At 69.5% G+C, this 20,293-nt stretch carries 19 protein-coding genes; 7 read left to right on the top strand and 12 right to left on the bottom strand.

The window, feature by feature from the left end; all coding sequences use genetic code 11:
* Positions 1-4: 4 nt before the first annotated feature.
* The 3 genes from ABW137_RS16410 to ABW137_RS16400 are packed head-to-tail and all read right to left on the bottom strand — an operon-like array spanning position 5 to position 4,021.
* Entirely contained in the window at positions 5-832 is an 828-nt protein-coding gene (locus tag ABW137_RS16410; protein ID WP_526401791.1) for a hypothetical protein, read from the bottom strand.
* Positions 833-869: 37 nt separating this feature from the next.
* Positions 870-2,450, bottom strand: coding sequence for a serine/threonine-protein kinase (locus tag ABW137_RS16405; protein ID WP_526401789.1), 1,581 nt, complete (start codon positions 2,448-2,450; stop codon positions 870-872).
* 56 nt (positions 2,451-2,506) lie between these two features.
* Positions 2,507-4,021, bottom strand: coding sequence for an SAM-dependent methyltransferase (locus ABW137_RS16400; protein ID WP_526401787.1), 1,515 nt, complete (start codon positions 4,019-4,021; stop codon positions 2,507-2,509).
* A 75-nt stretch (positions 4,022-4,096) separates the two neighbouring features.
* Between ABW137_RS16400 and ABW137_RS16395 the strand changes: the two genes are divergently transcribed.
* The 4 genes from ABW137_RS16395 (at position 4,097) to ABW137_RS16380 (ending at position 7,163) form a co-directional block, all read left to right on the top strand.
* The gene (locus tag ABW137_RS16395) at positions 4,097-5,578 is read left to right on the top strand and encodes a neutral zinc metallopeptidase (RefSeq protein WP_526401785.1); all 1,482 of its coding nucleotides are present in this window, start codon (positions 4,097-4,099) and stop codon (positions 5,576-5,578) included.
* Positions 5,579-5,582: 4 nt separating this feature from the next.
* On the top strand, positions 5,583-6,023 hold the full coding sequence (locus tag ABW137_RS16390) for a DUF4333 domain-containing protein (protein ID WP_526401783.1): 441 nt from the start codon (positions 5,583-5,585) through the stop codon (positions 6,021-6,023).
* A gap of 80 nt (positions 6,024-6,103) precedes the next feature.
* On the top strand, positions 6,104-6,694 hold the full coding sequence (locus ABW137_RS16385; RefSeq protein ID WP_526401781.1) for a GIY-YIG nuclease family protein: 591 nt from the start codon (positions 6,104-6,106) through the stop codon (positions 6,692-6,694).
* Positions 6,695-6,698: 4 nt separating this feature from the next.
* The gene (locus ABW137_RS16380; protein ID WP_526401779.1) at positions 6,699-7,163 is read left to right on the top strand and encodes an NUDIX hydrolase; all 465 of its coding nucleotides are present in this window, start codon (positions 6,699-6,701) and stop codon (positions 7,161-7,163) included.
* A 7-nt stretch (positions 7,164-7,170) separates the two neighbouring features.
* Here ABW137_RS16380 and ABW137_RS16375 read toward each other — a convergent pair whose 3' ends face one another.
* The 6 genes from ABW137_RS16375 to lysA form a co-directional block, all read right to left on the bottom strand.
* A complete protein-coding gene (locus ABW137_RS16375; RefSeq protein WP_526401777.1) occupies positions 7,171-8,637 on the bottom strand; it encodes a serine/threonine-protein kinase in 1,467 nt (488 codons plus the stop codon).
* A 28-nt stretch (positions 8,638-8,665) separates the two neighbouring features.
* Positions 8,666-9,778 carry a PDR/VanB family oxidoreductase gene (locus ABW137_RS16370; RefSeq protein ID WP_526401775.1) on the bottom strand — a complete coding sequence of 371 codons (1,113 nt, stop codon included), beginning with the start codon at positions 9,776-9,778 and terminating at the stop codon, positions 8,666-8,668.
* A complete protein-coding gene (locus ABW137_RS16365) occupies positions 9,778-10,677 on the bottom strand; it encodes a metal-dependent hydrolase (protein WP_526401773.1) in 900 nt (299 codons plus the stop codon). Before ABW137_RS16365 ends, ABW137_RS16370 begins: the two co-directional genes overlap by 1 nt.
* Before the next feature lie 114 nt (positions 10,678-10,791).
* The gene (locus ABW137_RS16360; protein WP_526401771.1) at positions 10,792-11,223 is read right to left on the bottom strand and encodes a hypothetical protein; all 432 of its coding nucleotides are present in this window, start codon (positions 11,221-11,223) and stop codon (positions 10,792-10,794) included.
* A 65-nt stretch (positions 11,224-11,288) separates the two neighbouring features.
* Complete coding sequence (gene malQ / locus ABW137_RS16355; RefSeq protein ID WP_526401769.1) at positions 11,289-13,442, bottom strand: 4-alpha-glucanotransferase; 2,154 nt, start codon at positions 13,440-13,442, stop codon at positions 11,289-11,291.
* 25 nt (positions 13,443-13,467) lie between these two features.
* Positions 13,468-14,739 carry a diaminopimelate decarboxylase gene (gene lysA / locus ABW137_RS16350; protein ID WP_526401767.1) on the bottom strand — a complete coding sequence of 424 codons (1,272 nt, stop codon included), beginning with the start codon at positions 14,737-14,739 and terminating at the stop codon, positions 13,468-13,470.
* 21 nt (positions 14,740-14,760) lie between these two features.
* On the opposite strand from lysA, the gene ABW137_RS16345 reads away from it, so the two are divergent.
* A complete protein-coding gene (locus tag ABW137_RS16345; RefSeq protein ID WP_526401765.1) occupies positions 14,761-15,954 on the top strand; it encodes an MFS transporter in 1,194 nt (397 codons plus the stop codon).
* On the opposite strand, the gene ABW137_RS16340 is transcribed toward ABW137_RS16345, so the two are convergent.
* The 3 genes from ABW137_RS16340 to ABW137_RS16330 form a co-directional block, all read right to left on the bottom strand.
* Complete coding sequence (locus ABW137_RS16340) at positions 15,923-16,246, bottom strand: DMT family transporter (protein WP_526401830.1); 324 nt, start codon at positions 16,244-16,246, stop codon at positions 15,923-15,925. The genes ABW137_RS16345 and ABW137_RS16340 overlap by 32 nt on opposite strands.
* A 2-nt stretch (positions 16,247-16,248) precedes the next feature.
* Positions 16,249-16,584, bottom strand: coding sequence for a DMT family transporter (locus ABW137_RS16335; protein ID WP_526401763.1), 336 nt, complete (start codon positions 16,582-16,584; stop codon positions 16,249-16,251).
* A 148-nt stretch (positions 16,585-16,732) separates the two neighbouring features.
* Complete coding sequence (locus ABW137_RS16330; protein WP_526401761.1) at positions 16,733-17,974, bottom strand: acyl-CoA dehydrogenase family protein; 1,242 nt, start codon at positions 17,972-17,974, stop codon at positions 16,733-16,735.
* A 302-nt stretch (positions 17,975-18,276) separates the two neighbouring features.
* Between ABW137_RS16330 and ABW137_RS16325 the strand changes: the two genes are divergently transcribed.
* Positions 18,277-19,845, top strand: coding sequence for a carboxylesterase/lipase family protein (locus ABW137_RS16325; RefSeq protein ID WP_526401759.1), 1,569 nt, complete (start codon positions 18,277-18,279; stop codon positions 19,843-19,845).
* A gap of 89 nt (positions 19,846-19,934) precedes the next feature.
* Positions 19,935-20,293: sterol desaturase family protein (locus ABW137_RS16320; RefSeq protein ID WP_526401828.1), on the top strand; the 359-nt coding region annotated here is incomplete at its 3' end.

The raw sequence follows: 20,293 nt of genomic DNA, 5'->3' as shown, positions 1-20,293 counted from the left end.
GACTCTAGCGGCGCCCCGTTCGACGCTCAGCGCGAGGTGTCGACTGGCTGGGCCAGGTCAGCCGGGGCGGCCTGCCGACCCCGCTGAGCTGGCCGATGACATTCTCCAGACGAGTAAGTGGCATCGCCATCCGCCACTCTGCGACGTGAGCCGTCAGCCGCACCAACCCCGGTGCGAACTCCACCGACGTCAACTGCAGGCCATGCGGAAGCTCGGGCACCCGGACCCGGTACGACGGCGTTCGCGCAGGCAACGTCCATCGCCGTCGCCGCACCACCGCCCGCGGTGTGACCCACAGCGTCGACCCGTCCAGGCGCGCGTCGACCTCTACGTACCCGCTGCCCCGGAGCTTGGCGACGTGCAGCCGCGCCACCCCGTCAGGACCCACGTCACCGGCCAGCCGCGGCGCCGCCCACCGGAACAACTCGTCGAGCGCGGGAGCGGGCACCTCCGCCGTCAGCTCCACCGGCGCAGCGACCAGCTCGGTCGGCCGCAGAGTGCCGCGGAAGTGCAGCGCGTGCAGCACCACCCTGGCGCGGTGCAACTCGTGCTCGCCCCACACGATGTGGCTGGCCTCCAGGGCGACGTCGTGATGCCTGCCGATCGCCGGCCACCGCCCTGTCAGTCGCGACCCGGATGGCAGTCGCGATCCGAAGCTCGTCACCGTCAGCTGCAGCTCACCGTCGTCGACGCGGACGGTCAGCCTGCGGCCGACCACCAACCGGCGCAGGGTGAAGAACATCGCCTGGTAGGCGGCCGCGACACCGGTATTTGCCAGCATGTCCAGCGGGCGGAACGGAGCCCGCGTGCCGAGCGGCTCCGGATCCGTCACCCCAACAGCATTCGCGAAACGAGACGCGCGCGCCACGTCAGAACAGGTACACCACGGCGTTGCGGCCACCCTCGCACGTGATGTAGCCCTGGCCCGGATAGGCCTGGCACTGCATCAGGAAGTTGTCGCCGTCGCAGCCGGCGCCGTCGGTCAGCACCGTGTTGCAGGCCACCGAACCCGCCGCCGACACCGGCCGCAACGACCGGCTGGCGTCGCCGTACTGCGTCCAGTAGGCGTTCAGCACGCTGTCCATGAAGCGGCACGACGTCTCGGGCGTGCCCCGCCCGGCGTGGGTGCCAAAGCCGTTGCGATTGGTCAGGAAGTAGCCGCCGTCGCACGTCTCGCGGGCGGCGCTCAGGTCGGGGCCGGTGACCAGGGGCGGCGGCGCGGGCGGTGCCTGCGGGGCCGACGCCGTCGGTCCGGACGACGTCGGGCGGCTGGACGCTCCCGGCGTCGACGTCGGCCCGATGGTCGCGGAGGTGGACGTCGGACCGGTGGAGTCGTCGGTCGGGCTGGTGTCGGTCGCCACCGGTCGGTTCGAGCCTCCCGAGTTCAGGCCGATGACCACGGCGACCAGACCGATCGCGAGCACCGCCACGAACGCAATCGCCGAGGGCAGCACCCACTTCGGCCGTCCGGTGGGTGGAGGCTGCGGCGGGTACGGCGGGCGCGGAGGCGGGGTGGATGGGTGAGGGGGTGGCTGTTGGCGGGGGCGGAAGGGGTCGACGTAGGGCTGCGCGCGCGGCGGCGTGTGCTGCACCGTGGGGGTCGCGACCGTGGGGGGCTCCTGAGGAATCAGCGCGTGCTTCGCCGCAGCGACCAGCGCGCCCGCGCTGGCGTACCGGTCGGCGGGTTCCTTGGCCATGCCACGGGCGATCACCTGATCGAAGGCAGGCGACACCGCCCGCTGCGCCTGACTCGGCCGGGGCGGCGGCGCCGTCAGGTGCGACATCATCGCCTGCTCGAGGCCGCCGTGCGGGAACGGCGGGTGGCCCGTCAAGGCCTCATAGAGCACGCACGCCAGTGCGTACACGTCGACGGCGGGCGTGGAGTTCTGCCCTCCGAAGCGCTCCGGTGCCATATAGGCGACGGTGCCAAGATAGGTGCCCGTCATCGTCAGCCCGGGGTCGCCCTTGGCTTCGGCGATGCCGAAGTCCACCAGGTACGGAAAGTCGTCGGAGGTCAGAATGATGTTCTGCGGCTTGATGTCACGGTGCACCAATCCGGCTGCGTGCGCCGCGTCCAGCGCGCTTGCCACCCCGCCGACGATCGCCACCGCGCGGGCCGGGTCGATCGGCCCGAGCTCCAGCACGTCGTACAGTGTCTTCCCCCTGACCAGGCGCATGTCGATGAACAGGTTGCCGTCGACCTCACCCCAGTCGTGGATCGGGATGACGTGCGGCTCCTGCAGGATCGCCGCGGCGCGGGACTCCCGCTTGAACCGCGTCCGGAACGCCTCGTCCTGCGAGAACTGCGGGGACAGGATCTTCAGCGCGACGGTGCGGCCCTTGCTGTCGTCGTAGGCCTCGTACACTTCGCCCATGCCGCCCTTGCCGAGGCGCGACACGATCGTGTACTTCCCGAACGTCTGACCGACGCGGGATTCCCCTACTGCCACTGCGGTCTACCTCCCAGGATGCAGTATCCATCGCGGCGCGTCGCCGTGCGCGGGATTCAGGCGCCCCGCTCGCCCCAGACGTGCACCAATCGCTCGGTGGCGGCGGCGACGTCACGGCGGGTGGCGTCGGGCTGGAAACGACGGAGCTCGGCCAGCGCCCGGTCGGCGTGAGAATCGCGGTCGGTGGCCCTGGCGATGGCCAGCAGGTCGATGCGCTGCAGCAGCTTCTTGGTCACCGGACGCTTGCTGTCCCAGAACGCCAACGCGGCAATCAGATCGGTGGCCTCGATGCTGGTCAGGATTGCATGCGCCACAGCGCATTCCGCGGCGTCGTCGAACGGCAACAGGTAGGTGGCGTCGTCGAAGACCGCTGGGGCCCCACCGCACGGGCCGACCATCCGGAACGCCGGCGCCGCGTGGAACCCCGACACCGCGATCTTGTAGTCGGTGAACGTGTACGGACCAACCCCGAAGATGCTGAACCGCGGTCGGTTTCGGTAGATGCTGGACTTGCGCCCGTCCAGCAGCGAGGCATGCTGCTGGAGGTAGCTCCACAGCTTGGGGGCGGCCTGCTGCAGCGCGTCGGTGTCCTGGCCGGGGTGGTGCTGCGGAACCACCAACCAGCGGCGGGGCGCGCCGAGCCGGTCGCGGTGCACGTCGGTGCACTTGAACAGCGGATAGAGCCGATCGAGCTCGACGTCGACGGGGACGCCGCCCTTGGTCCTCGGGCCGCCGTCGTCGACCAATTCCATTGCAGCCGTGGCATCGTGCTTGATGCCCTGGCGCCACGGGACCGGGCTCTGGCCGTCGAACCGGGCGCTACGCGCATAGGCGTCGACGTCGGCCGTCAGCCGGCCGTTCACCACGCCGATCCGACTGCTCGCGGTGGTGGCCTCGACGTCGGCGTAGACGTCTGCGGTGTACTCGCCGCGACCGGCACCGAGGGTGACGGTGAACCAGCAGGCGTCGACCGCCGCGCCGAACCACTCCTTGGCGTCGATCAACCGGAGGCTGGCCTCCGCGATCGGAACACCCTTGGTTGCGCTGTGCAGCAACACGTTTCGGGCCACCTGCGTCTTGCAGAGCAACGCGACGGTGGCGCGCTGGCCAGCAAACTCCGCGAGGAGTTTGTGCCAGATGAACTCGGCGACGTCGAAGTTCGAGCTGCCCGTCATCGCCTCGATACCGCTGGCGTCCTTGACGTTGCTGCGCTGCGGCCGGTTCGATGAGCCGAGCGTCGAGAGCTGAGCATTGGTCACCCACGGCGGGTTGCCGAGTACCAGGGTGGGACCCGCAGCCGAGCGCCATGGCAGGTCGTTGGCCAGGTCGAACTCGAAGACGTTCGCGTGCACCACCCGGGCCACCGACCGCGCCTTGGCGACGTAGTGCTCCTGGGTCTCGACGCCGACCGCGTCCGCCTCGGGGAAGACGTCCACCGCGGCGCGGAGGAAGTTGCCGATCCCGCACGTCGGCTCGAGGATCCGGGCCCACGCCCGCACCGGCAGCGTCTTGACCAGCGCCTGCGCCAGCGGCAGCGGCGTCTGGAAGTCGCCGAACTCGTCGTTGGGCACGGGACCGACCTCCGGAGTTGGTGAGAAGCGATGCTACGCAAACGACGGGCGAATTCGCGGTCGTGTCGGGAGAGTATGGTGCAGAAACGACATCGACTGGGGAGGCGACGTCACTTGGGGGTTGCGCGCACCATCCGTGCCTTTTTCAGTAGAGCGCTGTTGGCGGCCGTCCTGGTGGTCACGGCGACCGCCCTGATCGCGTGCAGCGGCACGGTGGTCGGCGGGAGGGCGACGTCGCTGCTCTTCGACCCCGAGCGAGCAGGCGGTCTGCCTGCCAAGCAGGGACCGAGCGGACCGCGGCCCGATGCGCAGGGACCGGTCGGCACCGTGTCGGACACCGACGACGGCCCAATCGACCAACTCGCGCTGCTCGCCGTCAACGACATCGAGGACTTCTGGTCGACCAACTACGACAGGTACCTGGCCCGAGACTTCAAGCCCGTCGAGACCCTGGTGTCCTACGACTCCACCGACCCGAACGGGCCGTCGGTGTGCGGGTGGGTCCGCTACCAGTCACCCAACGCGTCCTACTGCTACCTCGACGACGTCATGGCCTGGGACCGCCGCGTCTTCATGCCCGTCGCCCAGAAGCACTTCGGGGACATGGCCGTGGTCGGCGTGATGGCCCACGAGTACGGCCATGCGCTGCAATGGATGTCGGGACTGGTCAAGCTCTCGACCCCCACCCTGGTCAAGGAACAGCAGGCGGACTGCTTCGCCGGGGTGTACCTACGGTGGGTCGCCGCAGGTGAGTCGCCCCGCTTCACGCTCAGCACCGCCGACGGGCTCAATCACGTCCTGGCCGGAATCATCTACAGCAGAGACGAGCTGTCGTCGAGCCCCCCCGACGACGCCCACGGCTCGGCACTGGACCGGGTCAGCGCCTTTCAGATGGGCTTCAGCGGCGGCGCCGACCAGTGCGCCGCCATCGACGTCGAGGAGATCGGGCGGCGCCAGGGCGATCTGCCGCTGTCCCTAAGCGACGAGGACGCCGAGCAATCCGTCGACGTCCCCATCGACATGACCATCCTTTCGTCCCTGATGTACGTCCTCGACAAGACGTTCCGGCTCGATGCCCCGCCCAGCCTGACCGACGAGGGCGCGCCCTGCGCGGACGCCGAGACCACCGACCCCGTGTCGTACTGCCCCGACAGCAACGCCATCCACGTCGACCTGCCCGCGCTCGCGGCTGCCGGCGAGCCCAAGGACGAGCGCGACGGCGTCCTGATTCAAGGTGACAACACCGCGCTGTCGATGGTCACGTCGCGCTACGCACTGGCAGTGCAGCACGAACGCGGACTCGCGCTGGATACGGTGGTCGCCGCCATCCGGACCGCCTGCCTGACCGGCGTCGCCCAGGGCGCGATGACCAATCCCGACGCCGCACTCCGGCTGTCGCCCGGTGACACCGACGAGGCCGTCTCTGGGCTGCTGTCCACCGGGCTGGCCGCCAGTGACGTCAACGGCTCCGTCGTGCCCGCGGGCTTCACCAGAATCCTCGCCTATCGACAGGGATTGTCCGGTAGCACCGACGGATGCTTCGAGCAGTTCGGCTGACGCCGTGAATCACCCCTACTCGGAGCCGCCGTGGTGGCCGCGCCCCGGTGGCTCGCCCTCGGCGGGAATGCCTGCCCACCAACCATTTCCGGTGCCACCGTCACCACGCGGGGACCGGCGCTGGCACGTCCTGTGGGCAGTGCTGGCGCTCGTCGCCGCCGCAGCCGTGATGCTCGCCGCGGCCCTGGCGTACTCCCGGGCCACGGCAGACAAGGAACTCGACGTTCTGCAGGCCGAGGATGGCGTGCGGCAGATCCTGTCCGACCCGGCCAATGGGTACGGGGCGAACGACGTCACCTCCGTGCGCTGCAACCGCGGGGACAACCCGAGGGTCGTGGCGGGCGCGAGTTTCACCTGCACGGTCGACATGAACGGCACCACCCGCACGGTCGACGTGGTCTTCACCGACGGCGACGGCACCTACGCGGTCGGTGGGCCCCGGTAGCTACCCGAGCGCGGCGTCTAGGCTGAGGCGATGGCACGGGGAACTTCGGGGCACACCACGAGCGGCACACCATGACCTCGATGACGAGTTTCCTTGATGCCCGGCGATTTACGCGCGACGAGGTGCTGGCCGACCCGTGTCCGGTACCCAGTGCGCCCGGCGTCTACGCATGGTGGTTCCGTCAGATTCCCGCCGACATCGACGTGTCCGGCTGTGAGCAGCGCGACGGAATGACCCTGCTCTACGTCGGCATCAGCCCAACGCCACCGCCCAAGAACGGCAAGCCGCCAAGCACCCAGGACCTTCGCAAGCGCGTCAAGTACCACTTCGGGGCGGGCCGCGCCGACGCGGAGGGTTCGACGCTTCGCAAGACCCTCGGCGTTCTCCTGGTCAAGGAGCTGGGCACGCAGCTGCGTCGCGTCGGCACCGGGAAACGGCGCACGTTCGCAGGCGGGGAGACCGCGCTGAACCAGTGGATGGCCGACAACGTGCAGGTGTCCTGGGTCGTGCGCCCCGAGCCGTGGGTGCTGGAAGACCAGCTGATCGCCACCCTCGACCTGCCGCTCAACCCGCGCGCGAAGACGCCGAACCCGTTTCACGCACAGTTGAAGGTCCTGCTGCGCGACGCCACGAGGCGGGCCGACAAGCAGCGCATCCTCGCGGAGTGGTGACGGCGTGCCACGACGGAGCGCAGGATTGCTGCTGTACCGCACCGGTGGGTCGGGCGTCGAGGTTTTGATCGGCCACCCCGGCGGCCCATTCTGGGCCCGCAAGGACGACGGCGCCTGGTCGATTCCGAAGGGTGAGTACGACGACGAGGACCCGTGGGTGGCCGCCCAGCGTGAGTTCGTCGAGGAGATCGGTCTACCGGTGCCCGACGGCCCCCGGCTGGACCTCCCGCCGGTCAAGCAGTCCGGGGGCAAGGTCGTCACCGCGTTCGCCGTGCACGCCGACCTCGACGTCACCGACAGCGTCAGCAACACCTTCGAGCTGGAGTGGCCGAGGGGCTCCGGCAAGATCAAGGTGTACCCCGAGATCGACAGGGTCGCCTGGTTCTCCATCGCCGACGCCAGGGTCAAGATGCTGAAGGGGCAACTGCCGCTTCTGGATTCGCTCATCGATCGTCTCGCAGCCGACTGATCGGACGTCACGGCAGCCCGTTGCTGCGGCGGATGTCCTCGCGGCACTCGCGACGGGTCTGCCCGGTCTGCTCCATGCACACCCGCACCGGGTTCTCCTGCTCGGGCGGCAGCGGCGTCTCCGTCGGGTCGACCGTCACCGTCGGCGCGGGAATGGTGCCCGGGTTCTGCGACCAGATCGTCGCATCGCTGCCCTGCAGCACGGCGCAGTACGCAGTCGCGCCGGTGGCCGTGGTGCCGGTGCTGCCCTGCGGCGAGCAGTCGGCGCCGATCACGGCAGTCGCAGTGGCGGCGCCCGTGGTGGGTGTCTCGGTGGTGGTCGGAGTGTCGGTCGTCGGGGTGTCGGTGGCCGGGGTGACGGTGGTGGTCGGGGTGACGGTGGTGGTCGGGGTGACGGTGGTGGTCGGGGTCGGTGGCGGAAGGGGCGCCGCGCTCGGCGGGGTGGTTGCCGTTCTGGACGTGCCTGGGGAAGCGCTCCTCTCGTCGTCGGCCCTGGTCATCTCGAACACCCCGAACGCGACCGCCACGACCAGCAGCAGCGCCAGCGCCGCAGGTATCAGAACGCCTGCGCGCCAAGGTGACCGGCGCTCGGGCACCGCGGTCGACGACAGCCGCGTTGGCTCCTGCTCGTCGCTGCCCAGGCGGTGCTGCAGCGCGCGAGCGAAGTCGACGCAGCGCGCGTACCTGTCCTTGGGATCCTTCGCCAGCGCCTTGGCGAACACCGGGTCCAGCGCGGCCAGTTCCGGTCGGCGGGCTCCGATCTGCGGCGGCGCTGCCGACAGATGCTGACTGATGACGACCGCCGGGTTCGAGTTCAGGAATGGTGGCGCCCCCGTCAACAGGTGAAAGGCACTGGCCGCCAAGGCATACTGATCGGCACGTCCGTCCAGCTGGTCACCGCCCATCAGCTGCTCGGGCGCCGCGTAGGACACGGTGCCCACGGTCATGTTGGTGGCGGTCAATCCGCTTGGATCATCGACCCAGCGCGCGATTCCGAAGTCCGCCAACAGAACCCGACGTTCCGGCGTATCGGGGTTGGCGATCAGGATGTTGGCCGGCTTGACGTCGCGGTGCAGCAGGTTGCGCTGATGCGCGTAGTCCAGCGCATCGGCGACCGCAGCGACGATGTCTGCCACGTCGGGCCCGGGCATCCCGTTCGGGTGGCTGTCGTTGAGGAGGCGTCCCGCGTCGGTGCCGTCGACGTAGTCCATGTCGATCCACAGCTGGCCCTCGGCCTCACCGCGGTCGTGCACCCCGACGATGTGTGGATGCCACAGCGTTGCGGCGATGTCACCCTCGCGGTTGAAGCGTTCGCGGTACTCACCGTCGGCCGACACTTCGGGCCGAAGCACCTTCAGCGCGTCGCGGCGGGGTAACCGCGGGTGGGTGACCAGATAGACCTCACCCATTCCTCCGGAGCCAAGACGCCGGACGATGGTGAAGCCCGCGAACGTCGTCCCCTCGTCCAGCGGCATGGGGCGAATAGTAGTCGGCGCGAACCGATCAGAGGTCGAGGATCAGGTCCGAGCCCTGAGCGCGGGACACGCAGGTGAGCATCATCCCGGCCTCGCGCTCGGGATCGGTGAGCAGCGTGTCGCGGTGCTCGGCGGCGCCCGACAGCACGCGGGTGCGGCAGGTTCCGCAGAAGCCCTGCTGGCAGGAGTACGGCGCGTGCACGCCCTCGCGGTTCAGTGCCGACAGCAGTGTCTCGTCGGCGCCCACCCGGATCGAACGGCCCGTCGATGCGACCGCCGCGGTGAACTCCCGACCGTCGACGACCGGCGGTGCGGCGAACCTCTCGAAGTGCAACTCGACGTCGTCGCGGGCCACCAGTGCGGTCCGGATCGCCGTCAGCATCGGCGCAGGCCCGCATGCGTACACCGTGGTGCCGTCGGGACAGTCGCCGAGCAGTTCCTGCGCCGTCGGCAACCCGTGCCGATCGTCGGTGCGGACGACGATCCGATTGCCGAAGCGGTCCACCTCGTCGATGAACGGCAGCGTGTCACGGCTGCGGCCGGTGTAGACCATCGACCAGTCCACGCCGAGCGACCGCGCCGCCGCCAACATCGGCAGGATCGGGGTGATGCCGATGCCCCCAGCGATGAACCGGAACCGTTGCGCAGGCGAGCCGTAGCCCGGCACCGTCAAGGGAAACGCGTTGCGAGGACCATGCGTCACCACCGAAGCGCCGACGCCCAGATCGTCGTGAATCTCCATGGACCCGCCGCCGCCAGCCGGAATGCGGCGCACCGCAATGCGATACGCGTCGGTGATGGCCGGATCCCCGCACAGCGAGTACTGGCGCTTGCGTCCACTTGGCAGATGCACGTCGATGTGCGCACCCGGATGCCAGCGCGGCAGGGCGCCGCCGTCCGGCGCCCTCAACGTCAACGCGACGACGTCCTGATCGTGCGCGACCACCTCGCGCTGAGCCACCACCAGCGGGATGCCGCGGTCGACTTCGCGCGGCGGCGCCATCTTCCGCATCGCCCCGGACAGGTTGAACAGCCCGGTGATCATCGCGTCGGCCAACCCGATCGAGAGATCGTGCTTGGACCGGCCCGACGGGCTCGGCGGCGCTTGTCGCAGCCGTGAGAACAGGGACACCGGCGCCATCAAAGGTGCGCCGCGCGGGCCGCGGGCGAGCTTGCCAGGTAGGCCACGGCCTGGGCCGTCGACCCCATCTCCGCTGGCGAGAAGCCCGGCCGGAAGTACATGAACGTGTTGGAGCCGAACAACTTTCGGTACTTCGGCAGCAGATCGAGCTTGGAGTCGCGCATCCGCAGGCGCTGCATCTCGAACCAGCCAAGCTCGACCGTCGGGTCGTTCTTCGACAGGTACCAGACGCCGCGCTGGAAGAACGTGAACATCATCAGGATCGCCAGGGCCATCGCGCGGATGCGGTCGACGTAGCTGTCGTGGAAGTAGTGCGCGACGTCATGGGCGACGTTGCGGTGCTCGACCTCCTCGCTGCCATGCCAACGGAACAGGTCGACGATCGTGGGGTCGGCGCCGTGGTCGTCCCATGCGCAGTTCAGTGAGAAGTCACCGAGGACGGCGGTGTAGTGCTCGATCGCGGCGATCAGCCACAGCCGGTCGCACAGATGGTTGAGCTTGCGCTTGGGGTCGGTGATCTTGGGATCCGGCGCCAACACCTTCTCGAAGACGTACTCGATCTGATCGAGGATCGGCTTCACGTCGACACCGTGCGTGACCATGTACTCGTGCAGGACCTTGTCGTGCACGTCGGCGTGGGTGGCCTCCTGGCCGATGAACCCGCGCATGTCCTCGGCCAGCTTCGGGTCCTTCACCAGCGGCAGCGCCTCGTTGTAGGCGGCGACGAACCAGCGTTCGGCGGCGGGCAGGACGACGTTGAGCAGGCTGACCATGTTCGACGCCACCGGATGCCCGGGAATCCAGTGCAACGGGACGTCTCCGACGTCGAAGTGCACCTTGCGTGCCTGGATCTGAACGGGACCGGGATCGATCTCGGTAGGGAACCGTTGTGGTCGCATCTCTGCAGCCCCTTCAGTAACTCGCGCAGTCATCTGCACAGCTCAAGCGGGTGAAGAGGAGTGTACGTGATCCCGGCAGTTAGGTGGGAACGCGGGTACCGGTAAGTCGGCGGCTCAGCCGACGGGCACCGGCACTCCGATGGGACCGCCATACGTTCCCTGGCCGTTGCCGGGGGCCGGTGCGCCAGGAGCGCCACCGGGTGCCAGGGGCGTGGCCGGAGTGGAGTCGGTCGCGCGGTCGGCGGCCGCCTGCGTGCAGTCCAGGTTGAGGTACATCCGCCCGCCGCTGGTGACCTTCTGCTGGCTGACGATGCACGCCGACTGCGGCAGGTCGCTGCCGCTGGAACCGCCGAAGTACGCCTTGACGCCTTGGCTACGCAGCAACTGCAGCGCCTTCGCATAGGGCTCACCAACGACGTTCAACGAATTGACGGTCGCAGGCTCGGACGCCGCGATGGCCGGTTGGAACAAGGCCGCCGAGCCCAGGGCGATGGTGGCGGCGGGAACGGCGAGCGCAGCGGCTCCCAGCCCAACAATCTTCTTCACGTGACCTCCGGGTATCGCGGTGCGGTTGCGAACATATCGCAGTTCAGCCTCTTGAGAAACTTCGGTCACTCGCGTGCTGGCGTTACCTGCGCCTGCATCACGTCGGCGAGCGCCGCCGCCCGCGGGCTCGCGAACACGTCCTCGAGCAGCAGTTCTCTACCGTCGGGGCCCGACAACTTCACCCGCCAGTTCGGGTATTCATCGGTGGTGCCTGGTTGATTCTGGGCACGCACGTCGCCCACCGCATCCGGAAGCGCCAACGCCAACAGCCGCGACGGCGTCCGACCCAGATACGCGTACAACGCGGCCACCACCTGCTCGACCGTCGGGTTCTTACTCCCAGCGTCCTCACCCAACAGGCCCGCAGCCCGCAACTCCGACAGCCATGCGGCCTGCTCGGCCCTGTCGTCGGCCAGCTCGTCGGCCGCGGGGCGGGTCAGCAGGTTCAACTCCTCGCGGATGCGCACGTGCTCACCGGCCAGGTAGCCCGCCGTCGGCGGGAGGTCGTGCGTGGTTACCGACGCCAGGGCGTACTCCCGCCACCAACGCGCGGGCAGCGGGCCGCCGCTTCCGTCGCGGTCCAGCTCGAACCACAGGATCGACGTGCCAAGCAGGCCGCGGTCGCGCAGATAGTCGCGCACCCACGGTTCGACGGTGCCGAGGTCCTCGCCGACGACGACGGCCCCGGCCCGCTGCGCCTCCAACGCCACGATGCCGATCAGTGCTTCGTGGTCGTAGCGCACGTACGTGCCCGCCGTCGGCGCAGCGCCCTCCGGGATCCACCACAGCCGGAACAGCCCGATGATGTGGTCGATGCGGACCCCGCCTGCGTGCCGGAGCACCGCGTTGACGAGCGCCCGAAAGGGCTCATACCCCTGCTCGATCAGCTGGTCGGGTCGCCACGGCGGCTGCGACCAGTCCTGCCCCAGCTGGTTGTACTCGTCGGGCGGGGCGCCCACACTCACGCCGAGCGCCAGCACGTCCTGCAGCGCCCATGCGTCCGCGCCGTTCGGGTCGACACCGACCGCGAGGTCGTGCATGACGCCCAATGACATGCCCGCCTGGATGGCCGTCGACTGCACGGCCGTCAGCTGATCGTCGAGTTGCCACTGCAACCACCGGTGGAAGTCCACGGAGTCCGCGCGCTTGGCGGCGAAGGCGGCCGTCGCCGCGCTGGCCGGGTGCCGTAGCTCCTCCGGCCAGCGATGCCAGTCGTTGCCGTACTTCTCCGCGAGCGCGCACCAGACGGCGAAGTCGTCGAGACTGCTTCCCTCGCGCGCCCGGAACGCCGAGTAGGCCAACTCGCGCCCCGCCGACCGCTTCACCCGATAGACCGCCTTCAACGCGGCCCGCTTGATCTTCCACACCGAATCGCGGTCGATCAGCTTGGACTTCTTGGCGCGAGCCTGCGCCACCGACCGCGCCTTGCGCAGCTCACCGCGATCCCCGACATAGGCGAACTCGGGGATGGCCTCCACGCGGAGATAGATCGGATTGACGAAGCGCCGCGACGTCGGCAGGTACGGGGAGGGCTCCATCGGCGCAGCGGGAGCCGCCGCATGCAGCGGGTTCGCCAGCACGAAACCCGCGCCGTGCTGCGCGGCCGACCACACCGCGATGTCGGTCAGATCACTCAGATCTCCTATGCCCCAGGACCGTTCCGAGCGCACGCTGTACAACTGGGCCGCGACGCCCCACGTGCGCCCACCACCGAGGGAGGCAGGCAACGTCAATGCGGCGGGGGCGACGATCAACGATGCGTCGGCGTCCACCCCGGCGGCGGTCACGTGCAGCCGGTGATAGCCGATCGGCATGTCGGCGGGCAGCTCGAACGTCGCCTCCCCAACCAACCGACCGTCGACCTCGAACGGCGGCTCGTCGTTCACCAGCTGGCGCAGACCCGCGCGAACGGTGCCGTCCTCCAAGCGGATCCATGCGTCGATCGGCTCACCGTCGGTCACGTGCACCCAAAACGGCGTCGCCACCCCGGTGCGTGTCACCACCGTCGGCGGCAGGATCCGGCGCCAGTGCTGACGATCCAGCTCGGCGATCGACGCCTCGCGGTCGGACTCCGAGGCGGCCTCGACGCCAAGGGCGGCCAGCACCGCGACGAGCGTGGACTCCGGAACGGCCCGGTACTCACCCGTCCAGTCGTTGTAGAAGGCGGCCACGCCATAGCGCTGCGCGAGTTCGATCAACGACCCGGCAAGTTCAGTCATGGACGCAATCCTGTCAGCTCGCCCGTCAACCCGCGGAGTCGACGTCGCGGACGAACAGGTCATCCCACGAGTCTCTGCGCACCACCAGCCGGGCCCGCCCGTCGTCGGCGAACACCACGGGCACCCGTCGCGCCCCGTTGTACTGGTTCGACATCGTGTAGGTGTACGCACCGGTCACCGGAACGGCCAGCAGATCGCCGACCGCGGGATCCCGCAGCGCCACCCCGTCGATCAACTGATCGCCCGACTCGCAGTGCCTGCCGACGACGGCAACCGTCTCGCCGCCGCCCACCCGGTCGACGATCGTCGCCTCGAAGCGCTGACCCGTCAAGGACACCTCGAGGTTGTCGCCCATGCCGCCGTCGACCGCCACGTGCACCACCGCGCCGCGCTTGACCGTCGTCACCCGGTACACCGTGCACGCCGACGCCGCGACCATGCTGCGGCCCGGCTCGACGATGATCCTGGCGTCCTTCGGCAGCAGCGCACTCGCCTGGCTCACCATCGCGTCGGCGTACTCGTCGAGGGTCGGCGCGTGCTCGTCGTAGGTGTAGCGCACCCCGAGCCCGCCACCGAGGTCGTAGACGTCGAACTCGCCGAGCGCGGCGATCGGCGCGACCGCCTCGGCCAGCTGCTTCACGTCGAGCAACTGGCTGCCCACGTGGGTGTGCACGCCGTCCATCCGCAGAACCGAGCTGCCCTGGATCCGCTTGATCACCGCCCGCGCATCGTCGGGGGACAGGCCGAACTTGGCGCCCTCGTGCCCCGTGGCCTGCGAGGCGTGCGTGGTCGCCAGTACGCCGGGGATCACCCGCACCAGGCACCGCTGCCGACGACCTGGCGGCACGATGCGCTCGAGCCGGTCGACGTCGTCGGCGTTGTCGACCACGACCAGTCCGACGCCGTGATGCACCGCGATCTCCAACTCCTCGTCGGTCTTCGCGTTGCCGTGCAGCACCAGTCGGGCGGGATCCGCCCCCGCCCGCACCGCACCGAGGATCTCGCCGCCACCCGCCACGTCGAGGTGCAGTCCTTCCTGCGCCATCACCCGCTGAACTGCGGTGCACGGGAAGGACTTCGACGCGAACGCCACGTCGGCACGCGGCCACCGACTCCGGAACGCCGCCAGATAATCGCGGGCCCGCTGGCGCAGCGCCACCTCGGACACCAGGATCGCGGGGGTCCCGAACTCCGCGGCGACGTCGTCGAGTCGGCAACCGCCCACCACCAGCGTGCCGTCGGCATCGAGTCGGGACCCTGGCGGGAAGAGGGTCAGCAGATCGTCGACGGTCGGCATCGCCCAAGTATCGTCTGGGCAGTGGCGGACGGCGGCGAAGACTCGATCCGCAACCGTCGGGCCCGGATCGCGGTCGCCGCGATGTTCCTCACCAATGGGGCGATCTTCGCCAACCTGGCGCCGCGGTTCCCAGAGCTCAAGACCGAGCTCGCGCTGTCGAACACCGCGTACGGCATCGTCGTCGCCGCGTTCCCCGTCGGGGCACTGATCGCGGGCCTCGCGGCAGGCGCGGTGATCCGCAGGCTCACCTCGGCCCGTACCACCCTGGTGTGCACCATCGGCATCGCCGCGCTGGTGTTCGCGGCGAGCATGTCGACGACGCCCGTGCTGCTGGCCTGCCTGCTGTTCGTTGGCGGCGCATGCGACGCGGTCACGGACGTCGCGCAGAACGCGCACGGCCTGCGCGTGCAACGGGTCTACGGCCGCTCGATCATCAACTCGCTGCACGCCGTGTGGTCGGTGGGCGCCGTGGTCGGCGCCGCGATGAGCGCCACCGCCATCGCGCTACGGATACCCATCCCGATCCATCTCGGCATCAGCGCGGCCGTCTTCATCGGCATCGCCGTCGCCGCCTACCCCTTCCTGCTTCGCGGCTCCGACCACGACGAGCACGCGCCGTCCCGCCACGCACGCTCCGGAGGCGTGGGCTGGAGCGTGTATGGCGTGCTCGCGGTGCTGGTGGTGATCGCCACCGCCGACGCCGTCATCGAGGACTCCGGCAGCTCGTGGGCGACGTTGTACCTGGGCGATGGACTGGGAGCGACGGGGGCGGTCGCTGCACTGGGCTACATTGCGCTGCTGACGTTCCAGTTCATCGGGCGACTGGTCGGCGATCGGATGGTCGACCGCTTTGGCGAACGCGCCCTGGCCCGCGGCGGGGGGCTGCTCGCCACGCTGGGGATGGGCCTCGCGCTGGCCTTCCCCAGTGTGCCCGGCACCATTGCCGGTTTCGCGATGGCCGGTCTCGGCATCGCGACCGTCGTACCCGCGGCGATGCGGGCCGCGGACGCGTTGCCGGGGCTGCCGCTGGGAACCGGGCTGACGGCGCTGTCGTGGCTGATGCGGCTCGGCTTCGTTGGGGCGCCGCCGTTGGTCGGGGCCATCGCCGATGCGACGAGTCTGCGGGTCGGCCTGGTGGTGGTGCCGGTCGCCGGACTTGCCATCTTCGCCGCCGCCGGGGCACTCAGTGCGCGGCGCCCACCAACTCGATCGTGAGGACGCCCGCGATGATCAGGGCGATGCCGAGCAGCATCTTCGGGGTCAGCGGATCGCCGAAGAGGTACCTGGCGATGACGGCGACCAACGCGACGCCGCACGCCGTCCACACGCCATACGCGATGCCGACGTGCAGCCCCATCGACAGCGTCAGCCACAGCAGATAGAACGACGCGAGGTAACCCGCCACGACGGGCACGATCCACGCCTTCTTGCGGAAGCCGTTCGACGCACGCAGCCCCAGCGTCGCGAAGACCTCGACTGCGATTGCCGTCGCGAGCACCAGCCACACCGTCATGACGCGGAATCCTGTGGATGCGAACCGAATTCGACCAGCAAGACCCCGGCGACGATCAACCCGATGCCCGCCGCGATCGGCCAGGTGAACGGATCACCGAAGATCGCCGCCGCCAGCACGGCGGTCAACGCGGTGCCCGACGCACCCCAGATGCCATAGGTCACGCCGATCGCCATGCCCTCCCGCAGCACCAGCGTCAGCATCGTGAACGCCGCCGAATAGCCGACGACGACGACCGCCAGCCACGCGCCGTGATCCTGGGAGGCCCGCAACGCGAGCGTCGCTGCCACTTCGGTGGCGATGGCCGCCGCCAACAACACCCACTTACGCACCGGACCAACCTAGACCCCGGCTAGTGCCGAGACTGCAGCCACGGCTGGCACGCGTGCCTGCCGACGCCGGTGCGCAGTGTCTCGGTCGGTGCGGACTGCGCATTGGCGGACATGGCTTTCGGCGGCGTGGGTGCCGAGCGCGACGGAATCAGTACACCAGGCCCAGCCGCGGTGGGTTGGCGCCGCGCAGCGTGTGGTTGCCGAGGTGGACGTACTTCCAGCGCGCCGGGTCGTGCAACGAATGCGTGCGCACGTTGCGCCAGTGCCGGTCCAGATTGACCGCACTGTCGGTGCCCGACGTGCCGGTCAACTCGAAGATGCCGCTGGCGATCTCCACCGCGAACTCCTGCGCCAGTGCCTTGGCGGCCGCGATCTTCAGGGTCGCCTCGGCGGCCAGCTCGCGCGACGGCTCGTCCTGCGCGAAGCCCTCGTCGATGACCGCCGCGCCCGCGGCCAGCAGCGCCTCCAGCGCGTACAGCTTCGCGGTGAACTCGCCGAACCGTCGCACCACGTGCGGCTCCTCGTCGGCCCGGTCGATGCCGGCGTCGATCGCCTCCTTCCACGGTCGCGCCCTGTCGCGCACGAACGCGGCACCGTCCTCGAGCGCGGCGCGGGCGATGCCGATGTCGATCGCCGCGTGTAGCGCCTGGTCGTAGGCGCCCAGCACCGTCGGCGGCCCGGTCAACGGATCCGGCGGAGTGCCCTCCTCGATGACCAGCGCGCCGTCCACGACCACACCGTCGAGCAGCACCTCACCGCTGGCCGTGCCCCGCTGACCGAACGCCGACCACTTGTCCAGGTTCAGGGTGACGCCCGCCTGATCGGGACGAACGAACACCGTCGCCGTCTCGTTCTCCCGGTTTCCCACCACCGCGGCGACCGCGATCCACGCCGCCCCAAGCGCACCCGTCGCGTAGTACTTGGTTCCGTCGAGCTGCCACGTGCCGTCGCCGCGCGATGTGACGGTGGTGCGGCGATCCAACGCGTGCTTGGTGCCGCGCTCGGCCGTCGCGTTGCCGAGCTGTGCGCCTGCCAGCACGTCACCGTAGATGCGCGGGGCGGGGTCCAGCTGCCCCAGGCCCGAGATCGCCTGAGCAATCACGAAGTGCGACAACAACAATTGGCCCACCGCGCCGTCACCGCGCGCCAGTCTGCGGAGCACGTCGACCCGTGTCGAGGCAGGCAGACCCGGCCCGCCGTGCTCGACGGGAACGGAGATGCCGAGCAGCCCGGCGTCGGCGACCTGACGCAGCTGGGGGAGCAGGGGGGTGCCGTTGCGTTCGCGTTCGGCGCTTCCGGTGGCGAGGTCGGCCGCGACGGCATCGGCCGCGGCGATGGCATCCTGCGGTGAGGTCAGCTGCGGCGTAGTCGCCGCGATGTCGAGGGTCATGAGCCGCGACGCTACGGACGGCGCCGATGGCGGCACAGGTTTGCGACCACGCAGAATTATTCACGATCGAGTTTGCGGAGTGCTCGTCATCACAGTGGCAGGCCGGGCTGCCGGTACCACCGAGTACCCTGGCTAGCGCGCAGTTCCGCCGATTTTCAGCAAGGAGTTCTGGTGACGGATCCACGGCGAACGTCAATTGCCGCACGGCTCGACCACTCTGGCTCGACGCAGACCGTCGGCACCGAACCTGCCGCGCCGGGGTTCTCGCGGCCCTGCCGGGTTGCGGCGAAGGGAGGGCGATCGTGACGGCGGAGCCAAGCACGGCACGATACGTCGACAATCCCGTCGTCGACACCGCCCACGGACCCGTCCGCGGCGTCGACGACGGCGTGGTCAAGTCCTGGCGGGGCGTTCGCTACGCCGCCCCACCCGTCGCAGATCTGCGATGGCGGTCGCCGGAACCGCCGTCGTCGTGGACCGAGCCCGCCGACGCCACCAAGGTGGGACCGGTGTGCCCACAGCCCACCGACCCCCGCATTCCCATCGACCTCGGCGCCCCGCAGGGCGACGACTGCCTGACGCTCAACGTCTGGGCGTCGTCGGACACCGACCGCGGCGACCGCAAACCGGTGATGGTGTGGGTGCACGGCGGCGCCTACGTCCTTGGGTCCTCGGCGCAGACGCTGTACCGCGGACGCGTCTTGGCCAGCGGCGGCGAGGCACTCATCGTCACCGTCAACTACCGGCTCGGGGCCTTCGGGTTCCTTGACCTTTCGTCGTTCAGCACCGAGAAGACCCGCTTCGAGAGCAACCTCGGCATGCGTGACGTGGTGTTCGCGCTGCGGTGGGTTCGCGAGAACATCGCCGCCTTCGGGGGAGACCCGGAACGGGTGACGCTGTTCGGCGAATCCGCGGGCGCAGGCATCGTGACGACCTTGCTCGCCAGCCCGGCGGCCGCGGGCCTGTTCTCGGCCGCGATCGCCCAGAGCTCCCCGGCGACGTCGGTGTACGACGCCAGTCGCTCGCGGGGCGTGGCAGGACAGTTCCTCGAGACGCTCGGGCTGTCCGCGGCCGACGTCGACCGGCTGCCCACGGCGCCGACGGCCGAATTGTTGGCCGCCGCCAAGCGACTGTTCAACGAGGTGCCGGTCCGCACGCCGGGCACGCTGGCGTACGCACCGATCGTGGACGGTGACCTGGTCCCCGACTACCCCGTCGCGCTCGCGCGACGGGGCCGCACCCATCCGGTGCCGCTCATCATCGGCACCAACAAGAACGAGGCGGCGCTGTTCCGGTTCATGAAGTCCCCGCTGATGCCGATCACCCCGCTCGCGATCAAGGCGATGTTCGAGGAGATCGCCGCGGAGCAGCCCGATCTGCAGCTGCCCAGCGAAGCCCAACTCGGCTCCACCTACCGCGGCCGCGGCAAGGTGCCCGGCATGGGCGTCGCCCGTGACATCGGCTTCCGGATGCCGACGATCTGGTTCGCCGAGGGCCACTCCACCGTCGCCCCCGTCTACACGTATCGGTTCGACTGGTCGACGCCGATGCTGCGGCTGCTTCGACTCGGCGCCGCCCACGCCACCGAACTGCCGTACGTGTGGGGCAATCTCGTTGCGGGATCGAAGGATCCGACGTTCAAGCTGGGTGGGCTCAAGGCGGGCACAGCGGTGTCCGAACGCATCCGTGCCCGCTGGCTGAACTTCGCGACGCGCGGCGAACCCACCGGACTGCCCGGTGAGCCGACGTGGCGGCCCTACCGCGACGACGACAGGGCCACGTTGATGATCGACAAACGCGACGCCGTGGTCGACGATCCGGACAAGCTGTTGAGAGAGGCGTGGGGCAACGACGTTCTGAGTTTCCGCTGAACGGCAGTAGTTAAGATCGCCCCTCGGGAGGTGTCGACGTGACGGGGTTGGACGAGATCCGGGCGTTCCTGGACGTGCTGCCTCCGCAGATGCGGGACCCGGTGCTGTTCGCGATTCCCTTCTTCCTGCTGCTGCTGATCGTGGAGTGGACGGCGGCGCGCAAGCTCGAGCATCAACCCGACGAGCGCGATCCGTCCGGTGCGTACCTGAGCCGCGACGCGTGGACCAGCGTGTCGATGGGGCTGGTGTCGATCGCCACCACGGCAGCATGGAAGGCCCTGGCGCTAGTCGGCTACGCCGCGCTGTTCGCGTACGTCGCGCCGTGGCATCTGCCGTCGACCGCCTGGTACACGTGGGTGATCGCGATCGTCGGCGTGGACCTGCTGTTCTACGCCTACCACCGCATCGCCCACCGGGTCCGACTGATCTGGGCCACCCACCAGGCCCA

It is taken from the genome of Mycobacterium sp. (assembly GCF_040509115.1).
Taxonomy (GTDB): domain Bacteria; phylum Actinomycetota; class Actinomycetes; order Mycobacteriales; family Mycobacteriaceae; genus Mycobacterium.
This window is presented reverse-complemented; position numbering and strand designations above follow the sequence as displayed.

Excerpts from the sequence above, each read along its gene's own strand:
- ABW137_RS16395 (WP_526401785.1), top strand. The coding sequence starts at position 4,097 with ATGGTGCAGAAACGACATCGACTGGGGAGGCGACGTCACTTGGGGGTT.
- ABW137_RS16385 (WP_526401781.1), top strand. The coding sequence starts at position 6,104 with ATGACGAGTTTCCTTGATGCCCGGCGATTTACGCGCGACGAGGTGCTG.
- ABW137_RS16375 (WP_526401777.1), bottom strand. The coding sequence starts at position 8,637 with ATGCCGCTGGACGAGGGGACGACGTTCGCGGGCTTCACCATCGTCCGG.
- ABW137_RS16370 (WP_526401775.1), bottom strand. The coding sequence starts at position 9,778 with ATGGCGCCGGTGTCCCTGTTCTCACGGCTGCGACAAGCGCCGCCGAGC.
- ABW137_RS16365 (WP_526401773.1), bottom strand. The coding sequence starts at position 10,677 with ATGCGACCACAACGGTTCCCTACCGAGATCGATCCCGGTCCCGTTCAG.
- malQ (WP_526401769.1), bottom strand. The coding sequence starts at position 13,442 with ATGACTGAACTTGCCGGGTCGTTGATCGAACTCGCGCAGCGCTATGGC.
- lysA (WP_526401767.1), bottom strand. The coding sequence starts at position 14,739 with ATGCCGACCGTCGACGATCTGCTGACCCTCTTCCCGCCAGGGTCCCGA.
- ABW137_RS16330 (WP_526401761.1), bottom strand. The coding sequence starts at position 17,974 with ATGACCCTCGACATCGCGGCGACTACGCCGCAGCTGACCTCACCGCAG.